The 22,981-nt window shown below is 52.0% G+C and carries 19 protein-coding genes; 9 read left to right on the plus strand and 10 right to left on the minus strand.

Annotated features, from left to right (window positions below; all coding sequences use genetic code 11):
- Positions 1 to 345 precede the first annotated feature (345 nt).
- The gene (locus ACQYWX_RS02945) at positions 346 to 1,038 is read left to right on the plus strand and encodes a PEP-CTERM sorting domain-containing protein (RefSeq protein WP_216739400.1); all 693 of its coding nucleotides are present in this window, start codon (positions 346 to 348) and stop codon (positions 1,036 to 1,038) included.
- Positions 1,039 to 1,140: 102 nt separating this feature from the next.
- Here the strand turns inward: ACQYWX_RS02945 and ACQYWX_RS02950 are convergent, their stop codons facing one another.
- A complete protein-coding gene (locus ACQYWX_RS02950) occupies positions 1,141 to 2,508 on the minus strand; it encodes a glutamine synthetase family protein (protein WP_431687829.1) in 1,368 nt (455 codons plus the stop codon).
- A gap of 302 nt (positions 2,509 to 2,810) precedes the next feature.
- On the opposite strand from ACQYWX_RS02950, the gene ACQYWX_RS02955 reads away from it, so the two are divergent.
- The 3 genes from ACQYWX_RS02955 (at position 2,811) to ACQYWX_RS02965 (ending at position 4,767) form a co-directional block, all read left to right on the plus strand.
- Positions 2,811 to 3,593, plus strand: a complete 783-nt coding sequence (locus ACQYWX_RS02955; RefSeq protein WP_431687830.1) for a YopT-type cysteine protease domain-containing protein — start codon at positions 2,811 to 2,813, stop codon at positions 3,591 to 3,593.
- 104 nt (positions 3,594 to 3,697) lie between these two features.
- On the plus strand, positions 3,698 to 4,363 hold the full coding sequence (locus tag ACQYWX_RS02960) for a M50 family metallopeptidase (protein WP_216739397.1): 666 nt from the start codon (positions 3,698 to 3,700) through the stop codon (positions 4,361 to 4,363).
- Between the two features lie 119 nt (positions 4,364 to 4,482).
- Positions 4,483 to 4,767, plus strand: coding sequence for a DUF427 domain-containing protein (locus tag ACQYWX_RS02965; protein WP_431687831.1), 285 nt, complete (start codon positions 4,483 to 4,485; stop codon positions 4,765 to 4,767).
- Positions 4,768 to 4,789: 22 nt separating this feature from the next.
- Here ACQYWX_RS02965 and ACQYWX_RS02970 read toward each other — a convergent pair whose 3' ends face one another.
- Positions 4,790 to 5,497, minus strand: a complete 708-nt coding sequence (locus tag ACQYWX_RS02970) for a hypothetical protein (RefSeq protein ID WP_431687832.1) — start codon at positions 5,495 to 5,497, stop codon at positions 4,790 to 4,792.
- A 358-nt stretch (positions 5,498 to 5,855) separates the two neighbouring features.
- Between ACQYWX_RS02970 and ACQYWX_RS02975 the strand changes: the two genes are divergently transcribed.
- On the plus strand, positions 5,856 to 6,641 hold the full coding sequence (locus ACQYWX_RS02975) for a PEP-CTERM sorting domain-containing protein (protein ID WP_216739394.1): 786 nt from the start codon (positions 5,856 to 5,858) through the stop codon (positions 6,639 to 6,641).
- 108 nt (positions 6,642 to 6,749) lie between these two features.
- On the opposite strand, the gene ACQYWX_RS02980 is transcribed toward ACQYWX_RS02975, so the two are convergent.
- From ACQYWX_RS02980 to ACQYWX_RS03000, 5 genes are all read right to left on the minus strand, one after another.
- Entirely contained in the window at positions 6,750 to 7,859 is a 1,110-nt protein-coding gene (locus tag ACQYWX_RS02980) for an HD domain-containing phosphohydrolase (RefSeq protein WP_431687833.1), read from the minus strand.
- A gap of 108 nt (positions 7,860 to 7,967) precedes the next feature.
- Positions 7,968 to 8,768, minus strand: a complete 801-nt coding sequence (locus tag ACQYWX_RS02985; protein ID WP_431687834.1) for a class I SAM-dependent methyltransferase — start codon at positions 8,766 to 8,768, stop codon at positions 7,968 to 7,970.
- A gap of 163 nt (positions 8,769 to 8,931) precedes the next feature.
- Positions 8,932 to 9,129 (minus strand): PA3496 family putative envelope integrity protein, encoded by a 198-nt coding sequence (locus ACQYWX_RS02990; protein ID WP_127968310.1) that lies wholly within the window; start codon positions 9,127 to 9,129, stop codon positions 8,932 to 8,934.
- Between the two features lie 179 nt (positions 9,130 to 9,308).
- The gene (locus ACQYWX_RS02995; protein WP_216739391.1) at positions 9,309 to 10,166 is read right to left on the minus strand and encodes a MurR/RpiR family transcriptional regulator; all 858 of its coding nucleotides are present in this window, start codon (positions 10,164 to 10,166) and stop codon (positions 9,309 to 9,311) included.
- A 144-nt stretch (positions 10,167 to 10,310) separates the two neighbouring features.
- Positions 10,311 to 13,226 carry an EAL domain-containing protein gene (locus tag ACQYWX_RS03000; RefSeq protein ID WP_431687835.1) on the minus strand — a complete coding sequence of 972 codons (2,916 nt, stop codon included), beginning with the start codon at positions 13,224 to 13,226 and terminating at the stop codon, positions 10,311 to 10,313.
- 406 nt (positions 13,227 to 13,632) lie between these two features.
- On the opposite strand from ACQYWX_RS03000, the gene uvrD reads away from it, so the two are divergent.
- Together uvrD and ACQYWX_RS03010 are read left to right on the plus strand one after the other, a co-directional pair.
- Positions 13,633 to 15,798, plus strand: coding sequence for a DNA helicase II (gene uvrD / locus ACQYWX_RS03005; protein ID WP_431687836.1), 2,166 nt, complete (start codon positions 13,633 to 13,635; stop codon positions 15,796 to 15,798).
- 219 nt (positions 15,799 to 16,017) lie between these two features.
- Positions 16,018 to 17,121, plus strand: a complete 1,104-nt coding sequence (locus ACQYWX_RS03010) for a TRAP transporter substrate-binding protein (protein ID WP_216739388.1) — start codon at positions 16,018 to 16,020, stop codon at positions 17,119 to 17,121.
- Between the two features lie 70 nt (positions 17,122 to 17,191).
- Here the strand turns inward: ACQYWX_RS03010 and ACQYWX_RS03015 are convergent, their stop codons facing one another.
- The 3 genes from ACQYWX_RS03015 to ACQYWX_RS03025 form a co-directional block, all read right to left on the minus strand.
- Positions 17,192 to 17,587, minus strand: a complete 396-nt coding sequence (locus ACQYWX_RS03015) for an acyl-CoA thioesterase (RefSeq protein ID WP_011394720.1) — start codon at positions 17,585 to 17,587, stop codon at positions 17,192 to 17,194.
- A gap of 99 nt (positions 17,588 to 17,686) precedes the next feature.
- Entirely contained in the window at positions 17,687 to 19,066 is a 1,380-nt protein-coding gene (locus ACQYWX_RS03020; protein WP_216739387.1) for a TRAP transporter large permease, read from the minus strand.
- A 1-nt stretch (position 19,067) separates the two neighbouring features.
- Positions 19,068 to 19,607: a TRAP transporter small permease subunit gene (locus ACQYWX_RS03025; RefSeq protein ID WP_216739386.1), complete on the minus strand. Its 540-nt coding sequence runs from the start codon at positions 19,605 to 19,607 to the stop codon at positions 19,068 to 19,070.
- Positions 19,608 to 19,950: 343 nt separating this feature from the next.
- Between ACQYWX_RS03025 and ACQYWX_RS03030 the strand changes: the two genes are divergently transcribed.
- Positions 19,951 to 20,922, plus strand: a complete 972-nt coding sequence (locus tag ACQYWX_RS03030; RefSeq protein WP_127968318.1) for a PstS family phosphate ABC transporter substrate-binding protein — start codon at positions 19,951 to 19,953, stop codon at positions 20,920 to 20,922.
- Between the two features lie 196 nt (positions 20,923 to 21,118).
- The gene (locus ACQYWX_RS03035) at positions 21,119 to 22,810 is read left to right on the plus strand and encodes a TIGR03545 family protein (protein ID WP_431687837.1); all 1,692 of its coding nucleotides are present in this window, start codon (positions 21,119 to 21,121) and stop codon (positions 22,808 to 22,810) included.
- The last annotated feature ends 171 nt before the right edge of the window (positions 22,811 to 22,981 follow it).

Raw genomic sequence — 22,981 nt, forward strand, 5'->3', positions numbered from 1 at the left:
AGCTTTAATTATTGCAAATTACTGGGGGATGTCGCGGGGTTTTGCAAATCTTGTGGAACGTTTCCTATTTGAATTTGGGAGGTCTATGGAGAGATAGGAGTAAAGGAAATGATTTCCCGGTTTCTTTGTACGTTAGAGTGTCGGTGCGGTATGCACTAGTTTCAGAAAATAGTCCATTATTTTTACATATCCAGTAAGACAAAAAAGCTTTGTCTTTATAAATCAAAGATCTAAAAGTTGGCATGCGGGTTGCTGTATAACGGGGACAATAAGGGCACGACTCTTCACTATAAAAACTAGCATTTACGCTAAATTAATTTAACCGACATTTGTTCAGAGGACATCATGAAGAAACTCGCATTTCTAGCAAGCCTTCCATTAATGCTGGGCGCGGCCAGCGCATACGCTATTCCTGCTTCTTACGGCACAGCTACTCACGACACAACTGCGTGGCAAGAACTGGCTGACGCGCCTAATGGCGATTCCTACGGCGTTTCCTGGACTACCGATGGCGGCGCAAGCTGGGGTCGTAACGATCTGACTGTTGGCCAAACTGTTCAATTCAAATTCAGCGTACACAAGAAAAACGTGGGTACTCACTACGCCGACCTGATGAAGGCCTGGATTGACTGGGATCAAAATGGCGTATTCGACGCTAGCGACGAAATTGCATACGGCGAGCACAAACTGACTGATTTCGAGCCGGTGCTGGGAATTTGGCAAGCGCCTACCAACCCTGACTTCTCTTTCTTCTCAAGCGAGTACACGCTGACGAACGCTGACGTAGGCGATTTCTGGTTGCGCTCTATCGTAACCTGCAGCCACTCCATCACCAACATGTACGGTGGTACTTGGAATGACCAGTGGAAAACTAAATACACTGGTAGCTATGAAGATCGCATGACTCCAACTGGTCACTACTACCAGGGCGAAACTGAAGAGTGGAAAATCTCTGTTCACTCTGTACCTGAACCCACTACTTTCGCACTGTTGGGTTTGGGCCTGGTTGGTCTGGTAGCTAGAAAGCGCGCTAAATAATATTTAGTCGCGGCTAGCTTTGATGATCCTGGATCGGAGGAAGAACCTTTTCCTCTGATCCAGACATCTACAAACTTCTTCTCCCTTAGCTGACGTTTATACTCAGATTATCTCGAAGTAGCGTTCCAGCTCCCACATTGAAATATATTTCCTGTACTCCCGCTCCTCCCACTCGCGAGTCGCTGCAAAGTGTTCGACAAAAGGGGAACCAAAGAAGTCTCTGGCCATCTGGCAGTTTTTCAGACGCTGCGCCGCGTCCCATAAAGTCGATGGAAGCTGCAGATGCTCAGGAAAAGCCTGATCGTAGGCGTTGCCCTCCACCATACATTCAGGCTCAAGTTTGTTTTCCATTCCCCACAAACCCGATGCGATAACTGCTGCGAGGATGATATAGGGATTGGCGTCGGCGGCGCCAATTCGATACTCCAAACGTTGGGACTGTACGTCTCCAGGAATGACTCGGATAGCGCAGGTTCTGTTATCTATGCCAACGCTGGCTTCTGTAGGAGCCCAAAACCCAGGAATGAGTCTTCGATAAGAGTTAACCGTGGGAGCAATCATCGCCATCAGTTCAGGCATCAGCTTTTGTTGGCCTGCAATGAAATGGCGCATCGTGGCGCTCATGTGGGCTTCTCTTTCTCCATCATAAAAAAGATTCAGCCCTTTATCGTCTTTTAACGATAAATGTATGTGACCACTTTGTCCTGGGTAGTCTTTAGACCACTTGGCCATGAAGGTGGCCATCTTACCCTGCTTTTGCAGCGCAATTTTGGTGAACGTTTTAAATAATGCCGCTTTATCGGCGGCGTTAATTGCTTCATCGTGGGTAATCGCCGCTTCAAGGACGCCGGGGCCGGTTTCCTCGTGAAGGCCCTCAAGAGGAAAGTCCATATCATCCGCCAATTGCAGCAGGCTCAAATAGGTATCTGACTCCACACTGTTGCGGATAACAGAATAACCAAATTCTGACGGCGCCATGGGAGTGAGGCCTTGGAAAGATTTCTCTCGAATACTGTGAGGCGTCTCTTCAAAAACAAAGAATTCATATTCAAAACCGCAATCGACTTCCAGCCCCATGTCTCTCGCTTTCGCGACCACTCTTTTGAGCAGGGCGCGTGGGCAGATTGCTTCTGCTTTATCAGCAAATTCAGCGAGGAAAAATACGCCGCCGCTTTCAAGAGGCAACGTACGGCAACTGGAGGGAATGATGCGCACTTGCGCATCAGGGTAGCCTGTATGCCAGCCAGTGTAGGCAACATTGTCATAAAGCTGATCTTTTACATCCCAGCCCAGAACAACATCACAGAAGCCAAATCCTTTGTTCAATGACGATAAAAACTTGTCTCGCGACATGTATTTGCCGCGCATGACGCCATCAATATCAAATATGCCAACTTTTATGTGCTTGAACATGGAGTCTTCGATAAGCGTGCGTGCGTCTTCGGTGGATTTCACTTCCCTGGGGTCCATAACATCACCTGTGCAATAAACGGATGAAGAAGGGGCGTATTATTAAATATAACAGCTCCTTGGGAACTTGATCGGATATCGCTGGTCCAACCTTGCTTGGTCTGACCCACCGCGAAGAGTTGGACTAAAGTCTAGGAATGCAAAGGTGGTTTGTGCGCGCTTTCCCAGATACAAGCCGGCGGTCGATCTGAATTAGTATCTACATCAGTCGCGACTGCAGTTTTGCGCTTTCAGTTTCACCCCTTAATACCTGGGGAAAGTGCGTTATTTACGAGATTTAGTTGTATTTAGGAGTACGTAAAATGCCCGTTATGTTCGATTGGTTAGCCCACAATATCTTGTCTTTGCGTGTGGCGGGAGTGCAGAACTCCGCAACAGCCGCTGGCGGTCATTGCACTTGGCGCTTTTCTCAGGTGAAGAACCCAGTAAGAAGCTTAATTCTTACCAACCCGGAATCCAGTGGCGGAATATGCGAGATGCTGGCGGCGAAGTGGTTGGAAGTGCACGCCAATGCAGAGAAATATGCTCGTTCCGGTGAGGCGACCTCTTTGGCGGGTTGGATAAGCCGCGCTGGTGGAGATATCGATCCTAATAAAGTCCGCCAGATTATGCAGATGTTTATTATCGGGAGCACGATGAATTCCGGAGCGCTCGTGGGCCAGCCAGGCAGCGGCAGAGAAGACCAAACTTATGCGACAGAGCGTTGGTTGCAATCTAAAGGTGTGACCAGACGTAAGCATATTTCCAGTGGTCCAAGCTGGTTCAAGGGCATGTCGCGAGGATCGACTGGCACTCGTGGAGGGCGTCGTAGGGACTTTTCCGCAGACATTGGGCGGGCTATTACATCCAGCGCCAAGTCATACAAAATGATAGGTATTGCCGGGCCTAATTTTGCTCACGCAGTCGCAGCTTGGAGCGATACGGATGTCACCTTTTTTGATCCCAACTTTGGCGAGTTCTGGTTCCCTACGACAAACGCCTTCCAGGGGTGGTTTCCCCGCTTCTGGCATCTGGCGGGATACGGAACGCCAGCGATAGGCCTGAGCGACTCTTATGAAATTATGGAGTATGACACTGTAGCCTAGTTTTTCAGTTAAGATAACGGGCGAATATAATTGGCGGATAGCCCGAAAGGCGTCCATAGCGTCGTTTCCAGTATTCCAGCCTGAATGCGATAAAGGAGTCTATTTTGGCCAAAGCATACCTTCCTCTTATTGGCGTTATTCTTTTGGTTGTGGTGCTTTGGCCCTATCCGGTGCTGATACCTCTTAAATTACTGGTGGTATTCTTTCATGAGGCCTCGCACGCCATTATGACGGTGGCGACGGGAGGGGAAGTGGTGGAAATGGTTATTTCCGTTGACCAGGGCGGACATGTGCTATCCCGCGGCGGTAACCGGTTTCTAACGTTGTCCGCTGGTTATCTTGGGTCGTTGATCTGGGGCGTACTGATTTATCTGACGGCTCTGCTAAGCCGACTTGATCGTGCGCTGATGTTCATTCTTGGCCTGTCTTTATTGGCGATAGCCGCCTGGTGGATAAGAGATGTCTTTGCGTTGGGGTTTGCGCTCGCTACGGGGGGAGCCATGATAGCGAGCGCGATCTGGCTGCCGATGTCGTTTAATGACGCTGTGCTGCGAGTGATCGGCGTCACCAGCATGTTATACGCGCCATTGGACATATACAGCGATACGATTGAACGCTCTCACCTGCGGTCCGACGCAGTGATGCTTGGGGAGGCTTATGGCGGCTCAGGCATGCTTTGGGGCGTGGGCTGGTTTCTGTTGAGTCTGGCTGTCATTTACGTCGCATTTAAATTCGGGCATCGAAGCCCGCCTTCTTCACAAAATAATTGATACCTTTTCCCAGCGAGGCCGTATATCTATACTGGGCTCGCGCATGCAGTTCTGTCGGTATTGAAACGCGGGATGCGAACAAAAATAACAACAATCGATAGACAATCAGGAGACGGACTATGAAAGCTATATGGAATGGCGCAGTCATTGCCGAAAGTCAGAACACAATCATACTGGAAGGGAACCATTACTTTCCCCCTTCCGCAATCCGCTCGGAATACTTCAAGGCAAGTGATACCCGCACTGTCTGTGGATGGAAAGGTACGGCCTGCTATTACGACATTGAAGTAGAGGGCTCAACCAATCGCGATGCGGCCTGGTATTATCCTACCGCCTCAGAAACCGCCAGTAATATTCAGAACTATGTTGCTTTCTGGAGAGGGGTGACGATAGAAGAAGGTTAGCAGGGGAAGTATGGCGTGAGCGTTAATCCGAGCTCCACTCAGCAAGTACGCTCGCGCCATTGTAGTCATAACTCATACTTAAATAGTCACTACGCATCTCAACCTGTGCAGGAACCGAAAAGCCTTTTTCCCAAGACAGGTCATTACTGGATGTGATCAGCAGACGCCAAGCGCCGTTTTCCTGGTAGAGTTGGCCCGTGTAGTAATAAATAACCGGCAAGCCAAAGTCGGTGTAAGACTCAATATCAGCGATCCACTCATACGTATCCTCTGCAGTTGGGCGAATATCCATTGAACCGTTGAGCTGTTGAGGCATTCCATTAACGCTGTAAGACAGCAGATCGAATGTGCCTGCTTGAGCGCCTTCTCGCCTTGAAGAACTATTCTCTGGAGCTTGAACAAGTGAGTCGGTGAATAGTGTCGGGCTGCCGCGAACAACCATGCCTGTATCATAAACCGATCCCGCGCCGGGAGGCGGTAATTGCTCAAGTTCAGTTAATTCGGGCTGTGGCGTTGGAACCAGCGTTACACCGACGCCCGCAACAGTAAGCATGAGGGCGGGGTATAAAATATCTGGTGGGAGCCGGCCCTGATGATTGTGATGTATTACCTTTTCCGCAATAAACAAAATAAGTCCGGCAACGACGAGGGCCGTACCTGATATTGCTAAGAGCGCATCGAAATCTGACATGGCTTTCGCTCGTTGCTTGGCATTGTAAATTGCTTCCACTCTGAGCTGCTGTCTTTCTGCGATAGCTCTTACTTTACGAATGCCGATGCTGGGCGTGCAGTCTCTCCTTATCTAAAAATAGATCAAAACAAGTAACACCACCTCTTCTGGCGATCTCTTTTTAAGAGTTTATCGCCATATTGCGCTGACGAAGCTGACACTTGGCCGGTTAGAATGTCGGTTAAATTTACATCATTAACTTAAAAGCTAAGCGCCAAGAGCTGAGTTTTTATGCTTATCCTTTTAATAACAATAGATTATTAATATTGGCCCCGAAAATGCATATATTCTGTCACTAATTTTGTACGGGCCTTTTGGCTTACAAATCAATAAACCAATTATCGGGTAGTAGTTGTCTATGAAAACTTTCAAAGTACTGGCTGCAGTAGTAGCTTTGGGTTCCTCTGTCTCCGCGTTTGCATACCAAATTAACGATGAGTATGTAGGCAAAGATCATGGATATGGCGATGTTATCGGCGACGCCTCGAAATTCGATGTAAAGGGAATTGACGTGAGTGTAGCTGGAACTTTACTGACGGTAGACGTTTACACTAACTTTGTTAACCATGTTGGTGTTTTTAATAACTACGTCACTGATACAGCACTGAGTCAGAAAAAAGGCATCGCGTTTGGCGATTTGTTCTTGTCTTCTTCCTGGACGCCCAATGGGGATGCCGATACCGGTTACCTGGAAGATAGACATAGCACAGGCACTAAGTGGACCTACGGCTTTAGCTTGGATGACCGTTGGAGCACGGTAGGCGGCGATGGCGCTCTGTACGAACTGAACGGAGCTGCAAACCGTGATAACGCATATTTGTCTAATAACTTCATTAATGGCACTTATGCCAACTATCGCCATGGCCAGGAAGTTGCTGTCAAAACTGGCAGCTCTAACGTAACTTCTGTTGGTTCTGGCTCTTGGTTGGTAGACACTGTAAACGGTAAGGTTTCTTTCACCTTTGATATTGCTGGTACTGATCTGGTTAAAGGTGATGAGATTGCTTTCCATTGGGGTATGACCTGCGGCAACGATACTATCGAAGGCAAAGTTCCTTTCTCAGTACCTGAGCCTGGCGCTCTGGCTCTGATGGGCCTTGGTCTGGCGGCGGTTGGTTTGCGTCGTCGCAAGCAGGCTGCTTAATAAGCCTTATGTAATAAAGCGGGGATCATTGATCTTCCGCTCTTAAAGAAAAACCGCGTAGGCGACGCCATACGCGGTTTTTTTATGTGTTGTCGTTGGGCTGTTGTCCTAACTTTCCTTTGCGATATAGAGCTTTCTTACCGCCATGTTGAATGCTTCAACGCAATCGGGATCAAACAGTGAGCCGTTATAGCTGTTAACGTAGCGCACGGCCTCAAACAGAGACTTCTTGTACGAGCGATCTTCACGTTCGCTGGTTATTTCGAAGAATGCGTCGCATATCGCCAGCACTTTGGAGCCCATAGGGATGTCTTTACCGCTCACTCCGAATGGATATCCGCTACCGTCATAATGCTCATGATGATGCAGAACAATCTGCGCTGCGTCTTCCCAGCCGCCAAAGCGGTGCAGAATTTGCGAACTGGTGGCGACGTGAGCGGCCATGATTTTCTGCTCTTCGCGGGACAGCTGTTCTTCATGTTTGTGGGCCAGCCCAACTGGCACAAAAGCCATGCCTAAATCGTGCAGCAGCACTGCGGCGCTGAGTTGTTCTTCGTTTATCGGACCGCCCAACTCTTCGTTGATGGCTGTACACAGCTCCAGTTCCTTTTGCGTGCGATCCTTTCGGTAGATGCTGAGTTGATCCAGCTGGCGCGCCAGGAAGCGAAATAACTGCTGATCAGAGTCTTTGCCGGGGGCGAAGTAGCTCGGCATAGCCGCTTCGGGGCGGGGCGCTTCTCCTGCGTCCTTGGGGCCGGACAACAACTCATCCAGACCTTCGTTGATGACGGCGATTACGTTTCCAGGGGAGGCGTTACGCACTTTGGCGATGACTTTAAGCAGGGACTCCTGTAGATCTCCGTCTGCAGTGTGGTCGCTCGCCAACTGCCCAACCAGGGTTTCGACATAGCCAATGATGCTCATAAAGAAAACGCCGAACATAGGCTGATAAGGCAGCTCTCCTTTGCGCATGTCGGAAACGATTTCCTCCAGCTCGTGGATAACGTCCACCATGGCGTCCAGAAAGACCATTCTGCAGTTGCCTTTGAGGGAGTGCATGCTGCGGAACAGCTCGTTGATCAAATCAGGATTAACCTGATGCTCCAGGGTTTGAATCGTGTGTTCGATCTCTTCGACGTTTTCCTGAAAGCAGGCGACAAACTCGTCAATCAGGTCTTTTTCCAACTCAACAAACTGTGGGCAGGTAATTGGCTTCATGACATATCGGGCTCCTGTTGAATACGGACATCCCCTTGTGCGACTACGCCGCGATGTGGAGGCGATTGTTTTTAGTATAGACGCTGGCTGTACTTATCGAGCGGATGCTCAATCAAACTCAAGTAACGCCAGCTTTTCGCCAAACAGGTAACGATGCCAGGGAGACCAGGCGAGCAAGCTTAACGCTCCCCAGCGTTCCCAGTGGTAGTCGAGAATGCACCATTCCTGTTTGACTTTGATGTGGGAGTTCCAACTTTCCAGGCGACGGATATTATGCAGTGTCCATTGAAAGGCCGCGTTCATCCACCCAATGGCCTCATGTAAATGAGCTTGCCCCAGGGCTCCATGAGGCAGCATCTCGAAAAGCATGCGAGCGTGAGGGATACGTTCGGCAAGGTAATTGAAAAACTGTTTGATGCGTTGTTCTGTGAAGTACATCAGCACGCCTTCCGCCAAAATCAGGCAATTGTCAGACTCACCGGCGGCATGCTCCAGCCAGGATACGTCGAACAGTGACTGCTCCAGCATGTGGTAACGATCAGAATCGCTGAAAAACAGGCGACGAGCGGCGATGACGTTGGGGAGGTCGAGGTCGAACCATTGAATCAAACCGTTGTCCACGCGCAGGTAGCGGCTGTCGAAGCCGGCCCCAAGATTAATGATGACCGCATGAGGGTGGGTGTTGATGAAATCCGTCACCAGTTTGTCAATGAGATCTGTGCGGATGGCGATGGCTAACTGTGACAGCCAGGCGTTGCTGAAGCGTTTGAAGTCATAATTGAGGCGCTGGTACATTTCCAGAGCCTTGTCGTCGTGAATGATGGCGTCGGGGCGCAAAGTTTCCATCGCCCTGGCCCAAAGAGGCAGGAGTGCGGTTTCTGAAATATCCCGCAATTGCAGCGTTTCCATCGTCATGCTCCCTGGATGTCCCCATGTCTGCTTCAGCCGCTCACCGGCATCAACAAGTCTGGTTTATTTTGACGAAATATCCAGCGGCCGCTTGGTTAAGCGGAGGACGCGCGTGCGTCCGGGAGGAAGTGGGAACGCACGCGAAGAACGCTATGAAATGCGTTTATTTAGAAAGATAGTAATCTTCGGTAGCCTCACGCAACCGCTTGTTTTCCAGATAGTCTTCTATCGCCCTGCGGGCTTGAAGACGTCGCTTTGAGGCTTGCTTTTCTTTGCTTTTCCTCTCTTGAGTTTCGGACTCGTAAAAAACGTCAAGAATTGTACTGGCGACGGAATCGGAAGGTTGATTCATATTTTGCATGGCTTTCCCCTTAGCCTAGTGACGATTCACTGTAGTTGTTATTTTTTACACTGGAATGACAACCGGCTTACTGCTTGATAACGCGTGTTATCAATCCGTTCCTGCGTTGGTGCGATGCCTTGTCCAGCCGACTGAGGAGCGTCGGTCTTATGCTGTATATTATTTCACCGATAATACAATTAATTAGGTGAGAGCCGCAACGAGCTTAGATTCTTTTTAGCCTGGTTGAGTTTTTGCGCATGACGCTTATCAAGTTTTTGAAACAGATTGGTGGCGATGGTATCCAGAACCATTAAATGGGCAAGGCGTGAAGCCAAAGGAGTGAAGGCGTCAGTATCTTCGTCCACTGCGACGCCGATATTTAGATTGGCGATATTAGCCAACGCCGACTGAGGCGGACTGATGGCGACAACCCTTGCGCCGGAGGCTCGCGCACGCATGCAGGACTGGATCAGGTTGTTAGTGCGTCCGCTGTGAGAGATGGCGACGATAACGTCGTTTTCCTCCACCAGACCGGCGATCAGCATTTGCATATCTGGATCGGGGCAGGCCTGGGAGTTCAACTTTAAGCGAAAGAACTTTTGTTGCGCATCCGCCGCCACGGCTGCGGATGCGCCATAGCCGAAAAAGTATAAGCGGGAGGATTCGGAAATCCAGGCGCATACCTGCTCAATCCGCTCCCAGGCCAGCTGATTGAAGACCTGCTGTAATGACGACTGCACGTCGCTGAATATCTTGGCGCCAGTCTGCTGCAGACTACCTCCAGAGTTTATTGGAAACGGCGTTTGCCTTTGTATACTTGCAAGTTGCTGGGCGAGGCTCACTTTCAGGCTTTGGAAGCTGTCAAAACTGATGGTGCGACAGAAGCGCACTATAGTCGGCTCGCTGACGCCGGCCTCTGTCGCCAGATCAACGATGCGCATGTGAATGACATCGTTGGGGTTGCGCAGCACACATTCCGCCACTTTCTGTTCGCTCTTGCGCAGCGAATCCCGGTTTTGTCGAAGCCAATTCAATATATCGTGGGGGCGTCCCATCCAACTACCTTGGAGTGTCTATAAGCCCTGTGGGATCGGTAGGCAGGGTAAGCCCGTGAATCCGCTTTCGGGGCGGGATTGAAGAACTGCTTTAAGAATAGACAAAAGTGAAGCAGGATTACACTGACCAAAAGTCGCTAGATGTTATTGAATGACCTGCGTTGGGTTTTGCAGTGCGGGAGAATCGATGCGTTGCTCTCGCAACAGGCTCGCCATCTCTTCGGCCCCCAGCGGCTCGGCGATGAGGTATCCCTGCACAGTATGACATCCGCTTTCTCGCAAGAACTCCAAATGCCCTTCGTGCTCCACGCCTTCAGCGATGACTTCAAGATTCAGGCTTTTACCCAGCATGATGACTGCGCGGGTGATGGCGGCGTCGTCGGCGTTTTGGTGTGCGTCTTTGATGAACATGCGGTCTATTTTCAAAGCGTTTAGCGGAAAGCGCTTGAGGTAAGAGAGAGATGAATAGCCTGTCCCGAAATCGTCCACAGTGATGCGCACGCCCATCTCTCTCAGACGGGAGAGCATAAACTGGGTGCGGCCCATGTTTTCCATCAGCGTGCTTTCCGTCAGCTCCAGATCCAGCAGATGCGGGGGAAGATCTGTTTCCTGCAGGACTTTGCGCACCAGTTGCGGTAAGTTGCTCTGACGTAACTGATGTGCGGAAAGATTGACGGATACCTGTATATTATCCAGCCCCTCCCGGCTCCAGGCGGCGGCCTGAGCGCAGGCGGCGCCGAGCATTTGTTCTCCCAGCTCGGTGATCAGACCGCTTTCCTCCGCCATGGGCACGAAGTCGCTGGGACCGATCAGTCCCCTCTGAGGGTGCCGCCAGCGCGCCAGCGCCTCCACTCCGGTAATGCGACCGCTATCCAGCGATAACTTGGGCTGGAAGAAGACTTCCATCTGTTGATTTTGTATCGCTCGGCGTAATTCAGTCTCTACTTCCAGGCGCATGCGCGACATGCTGCGCAACATGCGGCTGTAAAACTCATAGGTGTTACCGCCGAGGTATTTGGCCTGCCGCACCGCCATATTGGCTTGCTGCATCAGGGTTTGGATTTCCCAGCCGTTGTCTGGGGCTTGAGTGACGCCTATTGAGGTTGAAACGTAAAACTCATGTCCGTCAATATTGAACGGCGCTTTCAGTTCGTCCAGCAGTTGTTCACAGAAACGGCTCATCTGGGAGCGGCTTTTCGCAGGGGTGAGAATTGCAAACTCATCGCTGCCGAGGCGCGCCAAAGTATGGGCGTGGGATGCGGTTTGTGAGATGCGTGTAGCAACCTGCTTTAACAGCTCATCTCCTCGGTCCTGCCCCAGGCTTTCGTTCACCTGTCGAAAGCGGTCGACATTCAGCAGCAGCATATTAATGCTGAGTCCTTGCTCTCGCACTTTGCGGAGAATTTTATCCAGTCGCTCGCGGAACAGCATGCGATTCGCCAGCCCGGTCAATTCATCATAGTTCAGCAGATAGTGGAGCTTCTCGTCCGCCTGTTTACGCTCAGTCAGGTCGGAAAACAGGCCTGCGTAATGGGTGGTGGCGCCTTCTGTATTGATGATCGAAGTAACCTGCAGCCACTGACAATAGAATTCGCCGGACTTGCGCTTTTCATATAACTCGCCTTGCCAACGGCCTCGCAAAGAGAGCTCGTCGCGAATTCGGCTGAACACTTGTCGCTTGTTGGGCGCCTGGCTGAAATCCTCAAGACTGCTACCGATCACTTCTTCTGTTTCATACCCTGTGATCTGGCTGAAGGCATTGTTGACGGTGAGGAAGCGGAACTCCGTATCCAACGCGAAGACACCCTGGGGAGTATGGTCAAACACAGACTTGGCGAGAAGCAGCTGCTCATCGCGGCTTTTCTCTTTGCTGATATCTCTGCGTGACCCGATCATGCGCGTAATGCGGCCAAGCTTGTCGAAGCTGACTGGTTTGCCGCAATCCTCAACCCAGATCCAGGCGTCTTTGGCGGTGATGACGCGGTACTGCACTCGATAAGTGTTACTCAAACCTTTCAGGCACAGCATCATTTCTTTTCTAATGCGTGGGCGATCGTCAGGGTGTATCAGTCCATGCATGCGCTCGACGAAAGCGGTCGCCGACATTTCACGAGGACCAAAGGCGTCGTGAAAGAATGATTGATAAAGGGAGTTTCTCGGAATATCCCAATCCCACAAGGCCAACCCGGTGGCTTCAATGGCTTGCGATAAACGGGTCTGGCTTTTCATCAGCGCATCGCTGATATTTTTCCGTAGTTTGATTTGCTGACTTAGAATACGGTTGGCTTCGGACAATTCGTGGGTGCGCTCGCAGATTGCGCCTTCCAGCTCCTTTTGCGTTTCCCGCAACTCCTGTTCAATCTCTTCTCGGTAGGTTATTTCATGGGCGAGCTGCTGATTAAGCTGTTCTGACGCGGAGCGGGCGTTATCCAGGTAGGCGATCAAGCCTTGCATCTGCAGATTCTGATTAAGGTAGCGACTGGAGGCGAGATACCATAGCGCGGCGAGCGGATAGAGAAAGACGCTGAGAATGGCGGCGTTGGTCAGTAACTCTTGAGGGAGGGGCTGTCTGCCGATTAGCAGCACTGCAAGCCACAGAAGAGGCATCGCGCTGAGAACAATAAACGGGGTGCGCCAGACGCCAAGGAAAAAGGATAGAAGACCCGCGCCGACAAACTGGGCGATAGTGGCGCTGTCCAGCCAGGAAGCGGGGAGATCCATGATGACGTATGCGGTTATCGGCCCCAACACCGTGGCGATTGTGGCGCTGAGTAATACATAAAGCCTGCTGAGGTTGGCGACGTTGCAAGGTAGGTTGGCGCTCTCATTCTGTAATTGCGCCTGAGCCTGTGAACCGAAGGCGACGAGCAAAACTGCACAGAAAACTCCCAGCGCAGCGAGGCCGATCAGAGGCTCTATGGCCTGATGGGGAAAGGCGGTGGCGACAAACCCCATGGTGATTAAAAAAAGCAATGCGGCGGCGTGGCGACTGCGACGCCCCAGCTTTATGAGTTGCTCCCGACGCACCATGAGAGGTTTAGGGCGCGCCATGGTCGACATCAGCTTTAAACTGCTTGCTTGAATATCGTTTGTCCCGGGGTGCATGTTAGTATAATTGTCCGATTTCACTGGAATCCCGCCGCACAAACAAACCCGTCATATCTGCTTTTGACGGTTGGCGAACCTGGAAAGCAGCGATGCAATGTTGTAATAGGCTGTAAAATTATCCAGTATTAATCGCCGCAAATATGCAAAGCGGCGACTCCGGTTTAGCGGTTCAGTGTGCTTACTGTATGTAACATTTTGTTATTTTTTGTTCGTTGTCCCATTTAACCCGATAGTGAACTCGCGCACAAGCACTTCGAATAAAATCGGAGATTGGTCTGCGGTTAATTTTCCTGACATGTCATACGCGGAAAGCCGTTAACAACAAAGCCCTTCAAACAAAGAGAGGTAAGTCTCAGCAATGGACGTAACGGCGGTATTGGACCCGCTTAACGATGCTCAACGTGAGGCGGTGACCGCCAGCGCCCGCAACCTGCTGGTTCTGGCAGGCGCCGGTAGCGGCAAAACCCGCGTTCTTGTGCACCGCATGGCATGGTTAATTCAAGTCGAGCGTATTGGCGCTCACGCAATAATGGCGGTGACGTTCACCAATAAGGCGGCGCGGGAAATGCGCGAGCGGGTGGAGTCGCTGTTGCATATTCCTACTCGCGGCATGTGGCTTGGCACCTTTCACAGTCTGGCGCATCGACTGCTGCGCGCCCACTGGCGGGAAGCCGGACTGCCGGAAAATTTTCAGGTCATAGACTCCGATGACCAGCAGCGCATGCTGAAGCGAGTGATTCGCGAGCTGGGACTGGATGAGTCCAAGTGGCCTGCGCGCCAGGCGCAATATTTTATCAACAGCCAGAAAGACGAAGGGCTGCGACCGGAAAACATTGAGCCGGGTAGCGACGCCTGGCGGCAGACCATGAACAAGATATACCAGCGTTACGACGAATATTGTCGGCAAAGCGGACTGGTGGATTTTGGCGAGTTACTGCTGCGCTCTCATGAAATCTGGCTGCAAAAGCCTGATCTGCTACAGCACTATCAGCAGCGCTTCCAACATATTCTGGTTGATGAGTTTCAGGATACCAACACCATTCAATATGCATGGCTGCGCGTGTTGGCGGGGGACCGCGTCCCTATGACCGTGGTTGGAGACGATGACCAGTCCATTTACGGCTGGCGTGGCGCCAAGATTGAGAATATCCAGCGTTTCCAGAATGACTTCGGCGAAGCGGCGCTGGTGCGTCTGGAACAAAACTACCGCTCGACACAGACCATTTTGCGGGCCGCCAACCACGTCATTGCCCACAATCCGAGTCGCCTTGGTAAGCAGCTCTGGACGGATCAGGGCGAAGGCGAGGCGATTGATGTGTACGCCGCGTTTAACGAGCAGGATGAAGCCAACTATATCGTCGAGTCCGTGCAGTCCTGGGTGAATCAGGGGCGTTCCCGTTCGGAAGTGGCGCTGCTGTATCGTTCCAACGTGCAGTCGCGGGTATTGGAAGAAGCGCTGATTCGCCACAGCGTGCCTTATCGGATTTATGGCGGTTTGCGCTTCTATGATCGCTTGGAAGTCAAAAACGCTGTGGCGTATTTGCGTCTGGCTCATTTCGCTCATGATGACGCGGCCTTTGAGCGGGTGGTCAATGTTCCGCCTCGGGGCGTTGGCGCCAAGTCATTGGAGACATTGCGCGACGCGGCTCGCGAGCGCCGAGGGTCGTTGTGGCAAACCACGGTGGCGGCGGTTGGCGCAGGCCTGATCAAAGGCAAGGCGGGGACCGGCCTGAAGCACTTTATTGAAATAGTCGAAACCCTGCGTGAGTATGCCAAAGAGAACAGCTTGCAGGATCTGACCAAGCATATGCTGGATGTCAGCGGCATACTGGAGCATCACTCCAATGAAAAGGGCGACAAGGCGGAAGCGCGCAAGGAAAACCTGCTGGAGCTGGTGAATGCGGTTGCTGAGTACGAAACGCTCGACAATGAATCGCCGCTGGCGGAGTTCCTGACTCAGGCGGCTCTGGATGCTGGCGAGCGGCAGGCGGATGCGGATCAGGATGCAGTGCAACTTATGACGCTGCACTCCGCTAAAGGTTTGGAGTTTCCTTTGGTGTTCCTGACAGGCATGGAGGAAGAACTGTTTCCTCACTCAATGGCGCTGGAAGAGGCGGGTCGCTTGGAAGAAGAGCGTCGATTGTGCTACGTCGGCATCACGCGCGCCATGGAAAAGCTGGTGCTTACTTTCGCGGAAAGCCGCCGCTTGTACGGTCAGGATAAATACCACTCTATCTCTCGCTTTGTCCGCGAAATTCCCAATGAGCTATTGCGCGAAGTGCGTTTGCGCTCCGTCGTGAGCAAGCCTATGTTTTGGGATCGTGGGCCGGCGCATGGGGCTATTGGCGAATCCGCGCAGCAGTCGGGTATTTCCCTTGGACAACGAGTGCGACATGAAAAGTTTGGCGAAGGCGTGGTGCTGAACTATGAAGGCAGTGGTCCGCATTCCCGGATTCAGGTGAACTTCGACGATCAGGGCAGCAAATGGTTGGTGCTTTCATACGCCAAACTGGAAGTGATTTGAGCGGCCTGGCTGTTAAGTGACCCGTTAGATTTTGCGTGCGCTTCGCCAGTGTCCTTTTGCCGGATAATCGAGTTATACTGCGGAACGCAGCCTTCTCGTCGGCTCATCTAAGCAGGTTTTATCCGCCTGTTTAGAAGGCTTGGCGACTGGCGCTGGATGCTTGGCTGCGCAAGGCGCCGAGATCGCATAAGAATAAAGACAAAAAGGAGACGCAATCGAATGAAAAGACGCTATCTGTTTTCCCTGATGGGCGCGGGCATGTTGGGAATGCTGTTGGGCGGATGCTCCGCCGAGAAAGAAGCGGCGGCCCCGGTTGCCCAGCAGGCGCCCAAGCAAACCATCCAATGGAAGCTGGTAACTTCCTGGCCGAAAAACTTCCCGGGACTGGGCGAGGCCCCAGAACGCTTCGCTAAAGAAGTCGAACGCATGAGCGATGGCCGCCTCAAGGTCAAAGTCTACGGCGCCGGCGAACTGGTTCCCGCGTTGGAAGTATTTGACGCGGTCTCTCAGGGTACTGCGGAAGCAGGCCACGCTGCATCCTACTACTGGAAAGGCAAAATTCCCGCCGCACAGTTCTTCTCAACCGTTCCTTTTGGTCTGAACGCCCAGGAAATCAATTCCTGGATCAGCTATGGCGGCGGTCTGGAGTTATGGCGTGAATTGTATGAACCGTTCGGCGTCATTCCTATGCTTGGCGGCAACACCGGCGTACAGATGGGAGGCTGGTTCAACAAAGAGATCAACTCTCTGGATGACCTGAAAGGTCTCAAGATGCGTATCCCAGGCCTGGGTGGCGAGGTGCTGCAACGGGCGGGAGGCACGCCTGTGCAGTTGCCTGGCGGCGAAATCTTCACTGCTCTGCAAACCGGCGCTATCGACGCCACCGAATGGGTGGGCCCGTACAATGATCTGGCGTTCGGCCTGCATAAAGCGGCTAAATACTACTACTACCCAGGCTGGCATGAACCCGGCACTTCCTTGGAGTTTACCTTCAACAAGAAAGCGTTTGAGGCTCTACCGAAAGATCTGCAAGCCATCGTCGAGGTGGCTGCGCGTATGATCAACCAGGACATGCTGGATGAGTACACAGCGCGTAACAATGCAGCGTTGAACGAACTGGTGAACAACCACGGTGTGGATGTCAGACGCTTTCCTGACGACGTGTTGAAGGAGTTGCAAGACATCTCCCGTCAGACGATTCAGGAGATCGCGGAGAAAGATCCTGCAGTGAAGAAGGTATATGAGTCCTATGAGAAGTTCCGCAGCAATGTGTGGAAATACCACGAGATCTCAGAAAAAGCTTATATCAACGCCAGATCCTAAGACGATCGACTAACACAAAAAAACCGCAGCTCAGACTGCGGTTTTTTTATGCCTTGCGCCATAGTTTGGCTCACTCTCCGGCAGGCACCGCGCGAATGCGTCCGGAGTCGTCAATCGCAACCAGTACAAACACGCCTTCAGTCACCTTGCGGGGAGTATTCTGGTGGTTGTCGCGAGTCCAAACTTCCACTTCGATGTGCATGGAGCTGGTGCCGATATTAACCATGCGCGCATAACAACTGACTTCCGCGCCGACTCTAACCGGAGATAGAAAATCCAGTTGTTTCACGGATACTGTCGCAGTACGGCCTTTGGCGATACGGCCAGCCATGCTGGCGGCGGCCAGGTCCATCTGCGACATCAACCAGCCGGCGTAAATATCGCCGTTGGAGTTGGTGTCCTTATCGAGAGCGATGACGCGAAGCGCCAGTTCTCCGTTGGGTGCTGAGCTACTAGAAGCTTTCATGACAGTTCTCTTGTATTTATGAAAATCCGATATCTGCAAGTTTAGGCGCTGTCGCGACGTTTCTCCGCCGTAGCCGAGGCGCCTGAACTAAGGAGGCGGTCAGGGCCCGTAAACCACCTCCGGCAACCAGGTCGCCAGTGACGGCCAGGCCGCCAGCAGACAAAGCATTAATACCTGGATTGCGATAAATGGGGCCACGCCCATATAAATGTCCGTCGTTTTCACATGGCTTGGGGCGACCCCGCGTAAATAAAACAGCGAAAACCCGAAGGGCGGGGTCAGGAACGACGTTTGCAAATTCAAGCCAATCATGATGCCCAGCCAGATGGGGTCTACGCCCATCGCCAGTAATACCGGGCCGACAATGGGCACCACGACGAAGGTGATCTCGATGAAGTCGAGAATAAAGCCCAACAGGAAAATAACCAGCATCACTACCAGCACCGCCATGAACACGCCGCCTGGCATGGATGCGAAAATATCTTTGATCAGCTCATCGCCGCCATAGGCGCGGAACACCAGTGAGAAAATGGTGGCGCCTATCAAAATCATGAACACCATACAGGTGACGCGGGTGGTTTGCTGGCATACATCCCTTAATACGGAAATTGAGATCTGGCGTTTGTAGATCGCCAGGATAATGGCGCCAAATGCGCCGACGCCTGCGGCCTCCGTGGGCGTGGCGATACCGGACAGAATTGATCCCAGAACGGCGATGATCAGCGCCAATGGCGGCGTCAGGTCGCGTAACAAGGAGAGTTCGCGGGAGTGCATTTCCTGCTTGCTCAGCTTTTCGCCCGCAGGCAACAGGTCGGGTTTAACCAGCGCCAGTACAAATAGATAAATGATGTACAGCAGAACCAGTACAAGACCGGGAATCAGCGCTCCCACGAACAGGTCGCCTACGGATACGGTGTCCGGGTTGAAGATGCCCATGTCACGCTGGGCTTGCTGATAGGCGCTGGATAGCACGTCGCCCAGCAATACCAGGGCGATTGACGGGGGAATGATCTGGCCCAGGGTGCCTGTGGCGCAGATTGTGCCCGTAGCTACCGCTTTACTGTAGTTGCTCTTCAGCATGGTGGGCAGGGAGATCAAACCCATCGTCACTACGGTGGCGCCGACGATGCCGGTACTGGCCGCCAGCAACATGCCGACGATCGCCACAGAAATACCCAGACCGCCAGGAATATTGCGGAACAGCATCGCCATACTTTCCAGCAGGTTCTCTGCGATCTTTGACTTCTGCAGCATGCAGCCCATGAACACAAATAAGGGAACCGCCAACAGGGTCTGGTTATTCATCAAGCCATACAAACGGCTGGGAGTGGCCAGCAGGAAACTGTTGTCAAAAACACCCGCCATGGCGCCAATGCCCGCAAAGGCGAGGGCGGTGCCGGCGAGCGAGAACGCGACAGGATAACCGCAGAGCAGTACCAGACACACCGCAGCGAACATGAACAGCGACATATACTCCATCTCAGTCTTGCTCCTCTTGTCCGCGGGAATGGCTGGGGTCGATGATCAGGCAGAGGTTGCGCAGAACCTCTGCAATGCCCTGCGCGCCAAGCACAAAAACCAGCGCCAGAATGAGTGACTTGAGAATAAAGACCGCAGGCAGGCCGGCCGCTTCGGCGGACACCTCGCGAATGCGCCAGCTTTGCGCAATGTAAGGCCAGCTTTCAATGCCGATATAAATAATCAGAGGGAAGAGCAGCAACAAGGTTCCCAGCAGGTTCACCACTGCTTTGCCGCGTACGGAAAATCGTTGATAAAGAATATCCACCCTGACGTGCTCGTCGTGTTTCAGGGTGTAGGCTGAAGCAATCATGAATACGAAGCCGTGCATGTAGAGCACGGATTCCTGCAGGGCGATGGAACTATTGTTGAAGACGTATCGGAGCAGGACGACGGCGACAGTTCCGACCACCATTCCGATATTGAGCCAGGCGATGATCGCGCCGGTTTTCTCGGTGAATGCGTCAATGAGTCTCACAACAGCAGTGAGGCCGTTAGTCATTATGGATTTTCCTTCTTGTTGTTAGATGGGGCTATCGGTGTGGCGACCGAGTCAGCAGCCCTTCATGTCCACAGCTCTTACTTCTGACATATCTATGCATACGACGCCCGAAAAATCCCTAATGTAAAGCAGTCTCTCGTTTCCTTAACCGGGGCGGAAATTCAACCGCTAAGTTTAACCTGAGTGAAAGGGGAATGCGATGAGCCTTGGGTGAAATCACGTTGCAATCTGAATGTCACAACGCGTCATTTTGTAACATCCCTGTCATATTCGAATCCTATAGTGGCGATCAATCCGACGAACCTATCGGATACGTCGCAATCGAAACCAGGAGTTCATCCCTATGCAATTAAAAAAATTTTTTGCGGCAGCCACAGTTGTAGCTGCTTCATTCTGGGCAGGCGCAGCTTCCGCGGATCTGGATCCCAAGCTGACTGATTACAGCAAAGCAAGTGGTGTTTCCGGCAATCTATCCAGCGTAGGTTCCGATACTCTGGCCAACTTGATGACACTGTGGGCTGAAGAGTTCAAGCGCAACTATCCAAACGTCAATATTCAGATTCAGGCCGCTGGTTCTTCCACTGCGCCGCCTGCGTTGACTGAAGGCACTTCCAACTTGGGCCCAATGAGCCGCAAGATGAAAGATAAAGAGCTGGAAGCCTTTGAGAAGAAATTCGGTTACAAGCCAACCGCTATCCCTGTTGCGATCGACGCCTTGGCGGTGTTCGTACACAAAGACAACCCTATTAAAGGCATGACCATGGCGCAAATCGACGCTGTGTTCTCCTCTACTCGCAAGTGCGGTTACAGCAAAGACATCACTACCTGGGGCGATCTGGGCCTGACTGGCTCCATGGCGAACCGCTCTATCCAATTGTTCGGTCGTAACTCTGTATCCGGTACTTACGGTTACTTCAAAGAGCACGCGCTGTGTAAAGGCGACTACAAAAACAACGTGAACGAGCAACCTGGCTCCGCTTCTGTTGTACAAGGCGTTTCCGAGTCAGTTAACGGCATCGGCTACTCTGGCATCGGCTACAAAACCGCTAGCGTACGTTTGGTTCCTCTGGCCAAGAAAGAAGGCGACAAGTTCGTAGAAGCTTCACCTGCAACTGCGATCACTGGCGAATACCCACTGTCCCGCTTCCTGTACGTATACGTTAACAAGGCTCCAAACAAAGACCTGGACCCTATCGTTGGCGAATTCGTTAAGATGATCATGTCCAAGCAAGGTCAGGAAGTGGTTGTGAAAGACGGCTATGTGCCGCTGCCTGCTTCCGTCACCAGCAAGTACCTGAAAGAGCTGTCACTGTAAGACTTTCTTACAGACAAAGCCTAAAGGTCGAAAAAACCGCCTCATGCAGGCGGTTTTTTCTTTTGTGAAGCGCACTTACCTGCTTTGGTTCTACGCATAATCCCCGCCATCCCGCAATACACATTTCACATCCGCGCTGCTATCTTATGCGGTTATCGGGGTAACTCTCTCGCCAAAGAAAACATAAGGAAAAGCCATGCGCGTACTTAAGTTTGTTGGCTATGTATTCGTTCTGTTGATCGTAATAGTCATAGCCGCTCTCTTTTTTATAGATATCATCGCCAAGTTCGCGATTGAAGAAGAAGGAACCAAAGCGGTTAAGGCCAAGGTTGAAGTCGATTCGGTGGATGTCCGATTCTTTCCCCTTGGCGCCTCAATTCATGGTTTGAAGGTGACCAATCCTCAGGCGCCGATGACCAACGCGTTTGAGGCGGAACTGATCGACGCTAATCTGGACTGGGAACCTCTGCTGAAGTCCAAAGTGATTGTGGAGACCGCCGCGCTGGAAGGCATGCGCTTTAATACTGCGCGCTCGGTTACCGGCGCTGTGCCAGGATTAACGCCGCCGCCCAGCCAGGAGCCGTCGTTGGTTGATCAGTTCAAAGAAGATATGAAACTGCCGGCCATTGATATTCCAGACCCGAATGAACTGCTGGCCAGAGTGGACCTCAAGACCGTATCCATGGCCAAAGAGATGGAAGCGTCTTTGGCTGCGCGCAAGAAAGCCTGGAAAGAGCGCATCGATGGTCTGCCGAACAAAGAAACCCTGGAAAGCTATAAGCAGCGCATCAAGGCGTTGAAAGAGGCGAAAAATCCTCTGGAAAGACTGCAGGCGGTCGCCAAGGTGAAAGATTTGCAGAGCGACGCCAAGAAGGACTTGCAGAAAATCCGCGACGCCAAGTCTGACCTGGAAAAAGAAGTCGCTCAGTTGAAAGCGGATCTGGCCAAAGTAAAAGCCGCGCCGCAGGAAGATATGAAGCGTGTGATGGAGCTGGCTGGTTTGAATCCAGGCGCCTGGGAAGGGCTGGCGAAAGCCTTGTTCGGCGATGAAGTGGCGAAATGGGCGAATAACGCCTATATGTGGTACGGTCGCTTGCAGCCCTACATCAATGGCTCTGGTGAAGAAACGCAGAAGTCCGCTCCCGAGCCTGATACAACCGACTACAGCGATGGCTTGCCACGGTTCCTGGTGAAGACGCTAAGCATCAGCGGTAAGTTGCCGATCCCGCAGCAGGATGTGCCGTTCTCCGGTAAGTTCAACAACTTGACGGATCGCGCCGACGTTTGGGGCAAGCCTGCGCAACTGGCGTTGCAAAGTCAGGCTCAGGGCGTCGGAAAAATGGACTTCAAAGGCGTTCTCGATCATGTCACCGCGATCGCCAAAGACTCCTTCTCTTTCGACCTGAAAGATCTGCCTGTCACCGATCTTGTTTTCTCTGATAAAGAAGATTTCCCTGTGACCTTGAGCAAAGCGATCGCCGCTATTGCAGGCAAGGCGGATATCACGGACGGCAAACTGGCGATGAATGTCGACGCCAAGTTCCTGGAAGTGCAACTGGCTAATCTGTTGGAGGGTGAGAGCGCTCCGTTGAAAAAGGCGTTGCTGAACACGTTGAAGAATATCTCTCAGTTCGATGTGAATATGCTGGCCTCCGGCGCATTGCAGGACCCACAAGTGAAGATCACTTCCAGCCTGGATAAAATCCTGTCGCAAAGCGTGAAAGGGCTGATCGATGAAGAGAAGAAAAAGCTTTCCGGCAAAGTGCAGGCGAAGCTGAATGAAATCGTCAGCGAGAAAGTTGGCGGGTTGGACAGCGAGCTGAATGGGTTGGTGGATATCAACGCATTGTTACAAGAACGTATCGGCGACTTTTCCAACCTGTTGTAAAGGTATCCGCTGTTATCAGCAGTAATACGCGGGGGCGAAATGGCTTCGTCCCCGCTAACGCTTCCTCTCTATATTCCCTTAAATTGCGCGTTACGCGCAGGCTGCGTTGATGATCGGCGCCAGCTGGGCTCACGTCCTGACAAGCTGTCACAGAAGCTTAAAATCCCTCTG

The organism is Hahella sp. NBU794 (assembly GCF_050749805.1).
In the GTDB taxonomy this organism is placed as follows: domain Bacteria; phylum Pseudomonadota; class Gammaproteobacteria; order Pseudomonadales; family Oleiphilaceae; genus Hahella.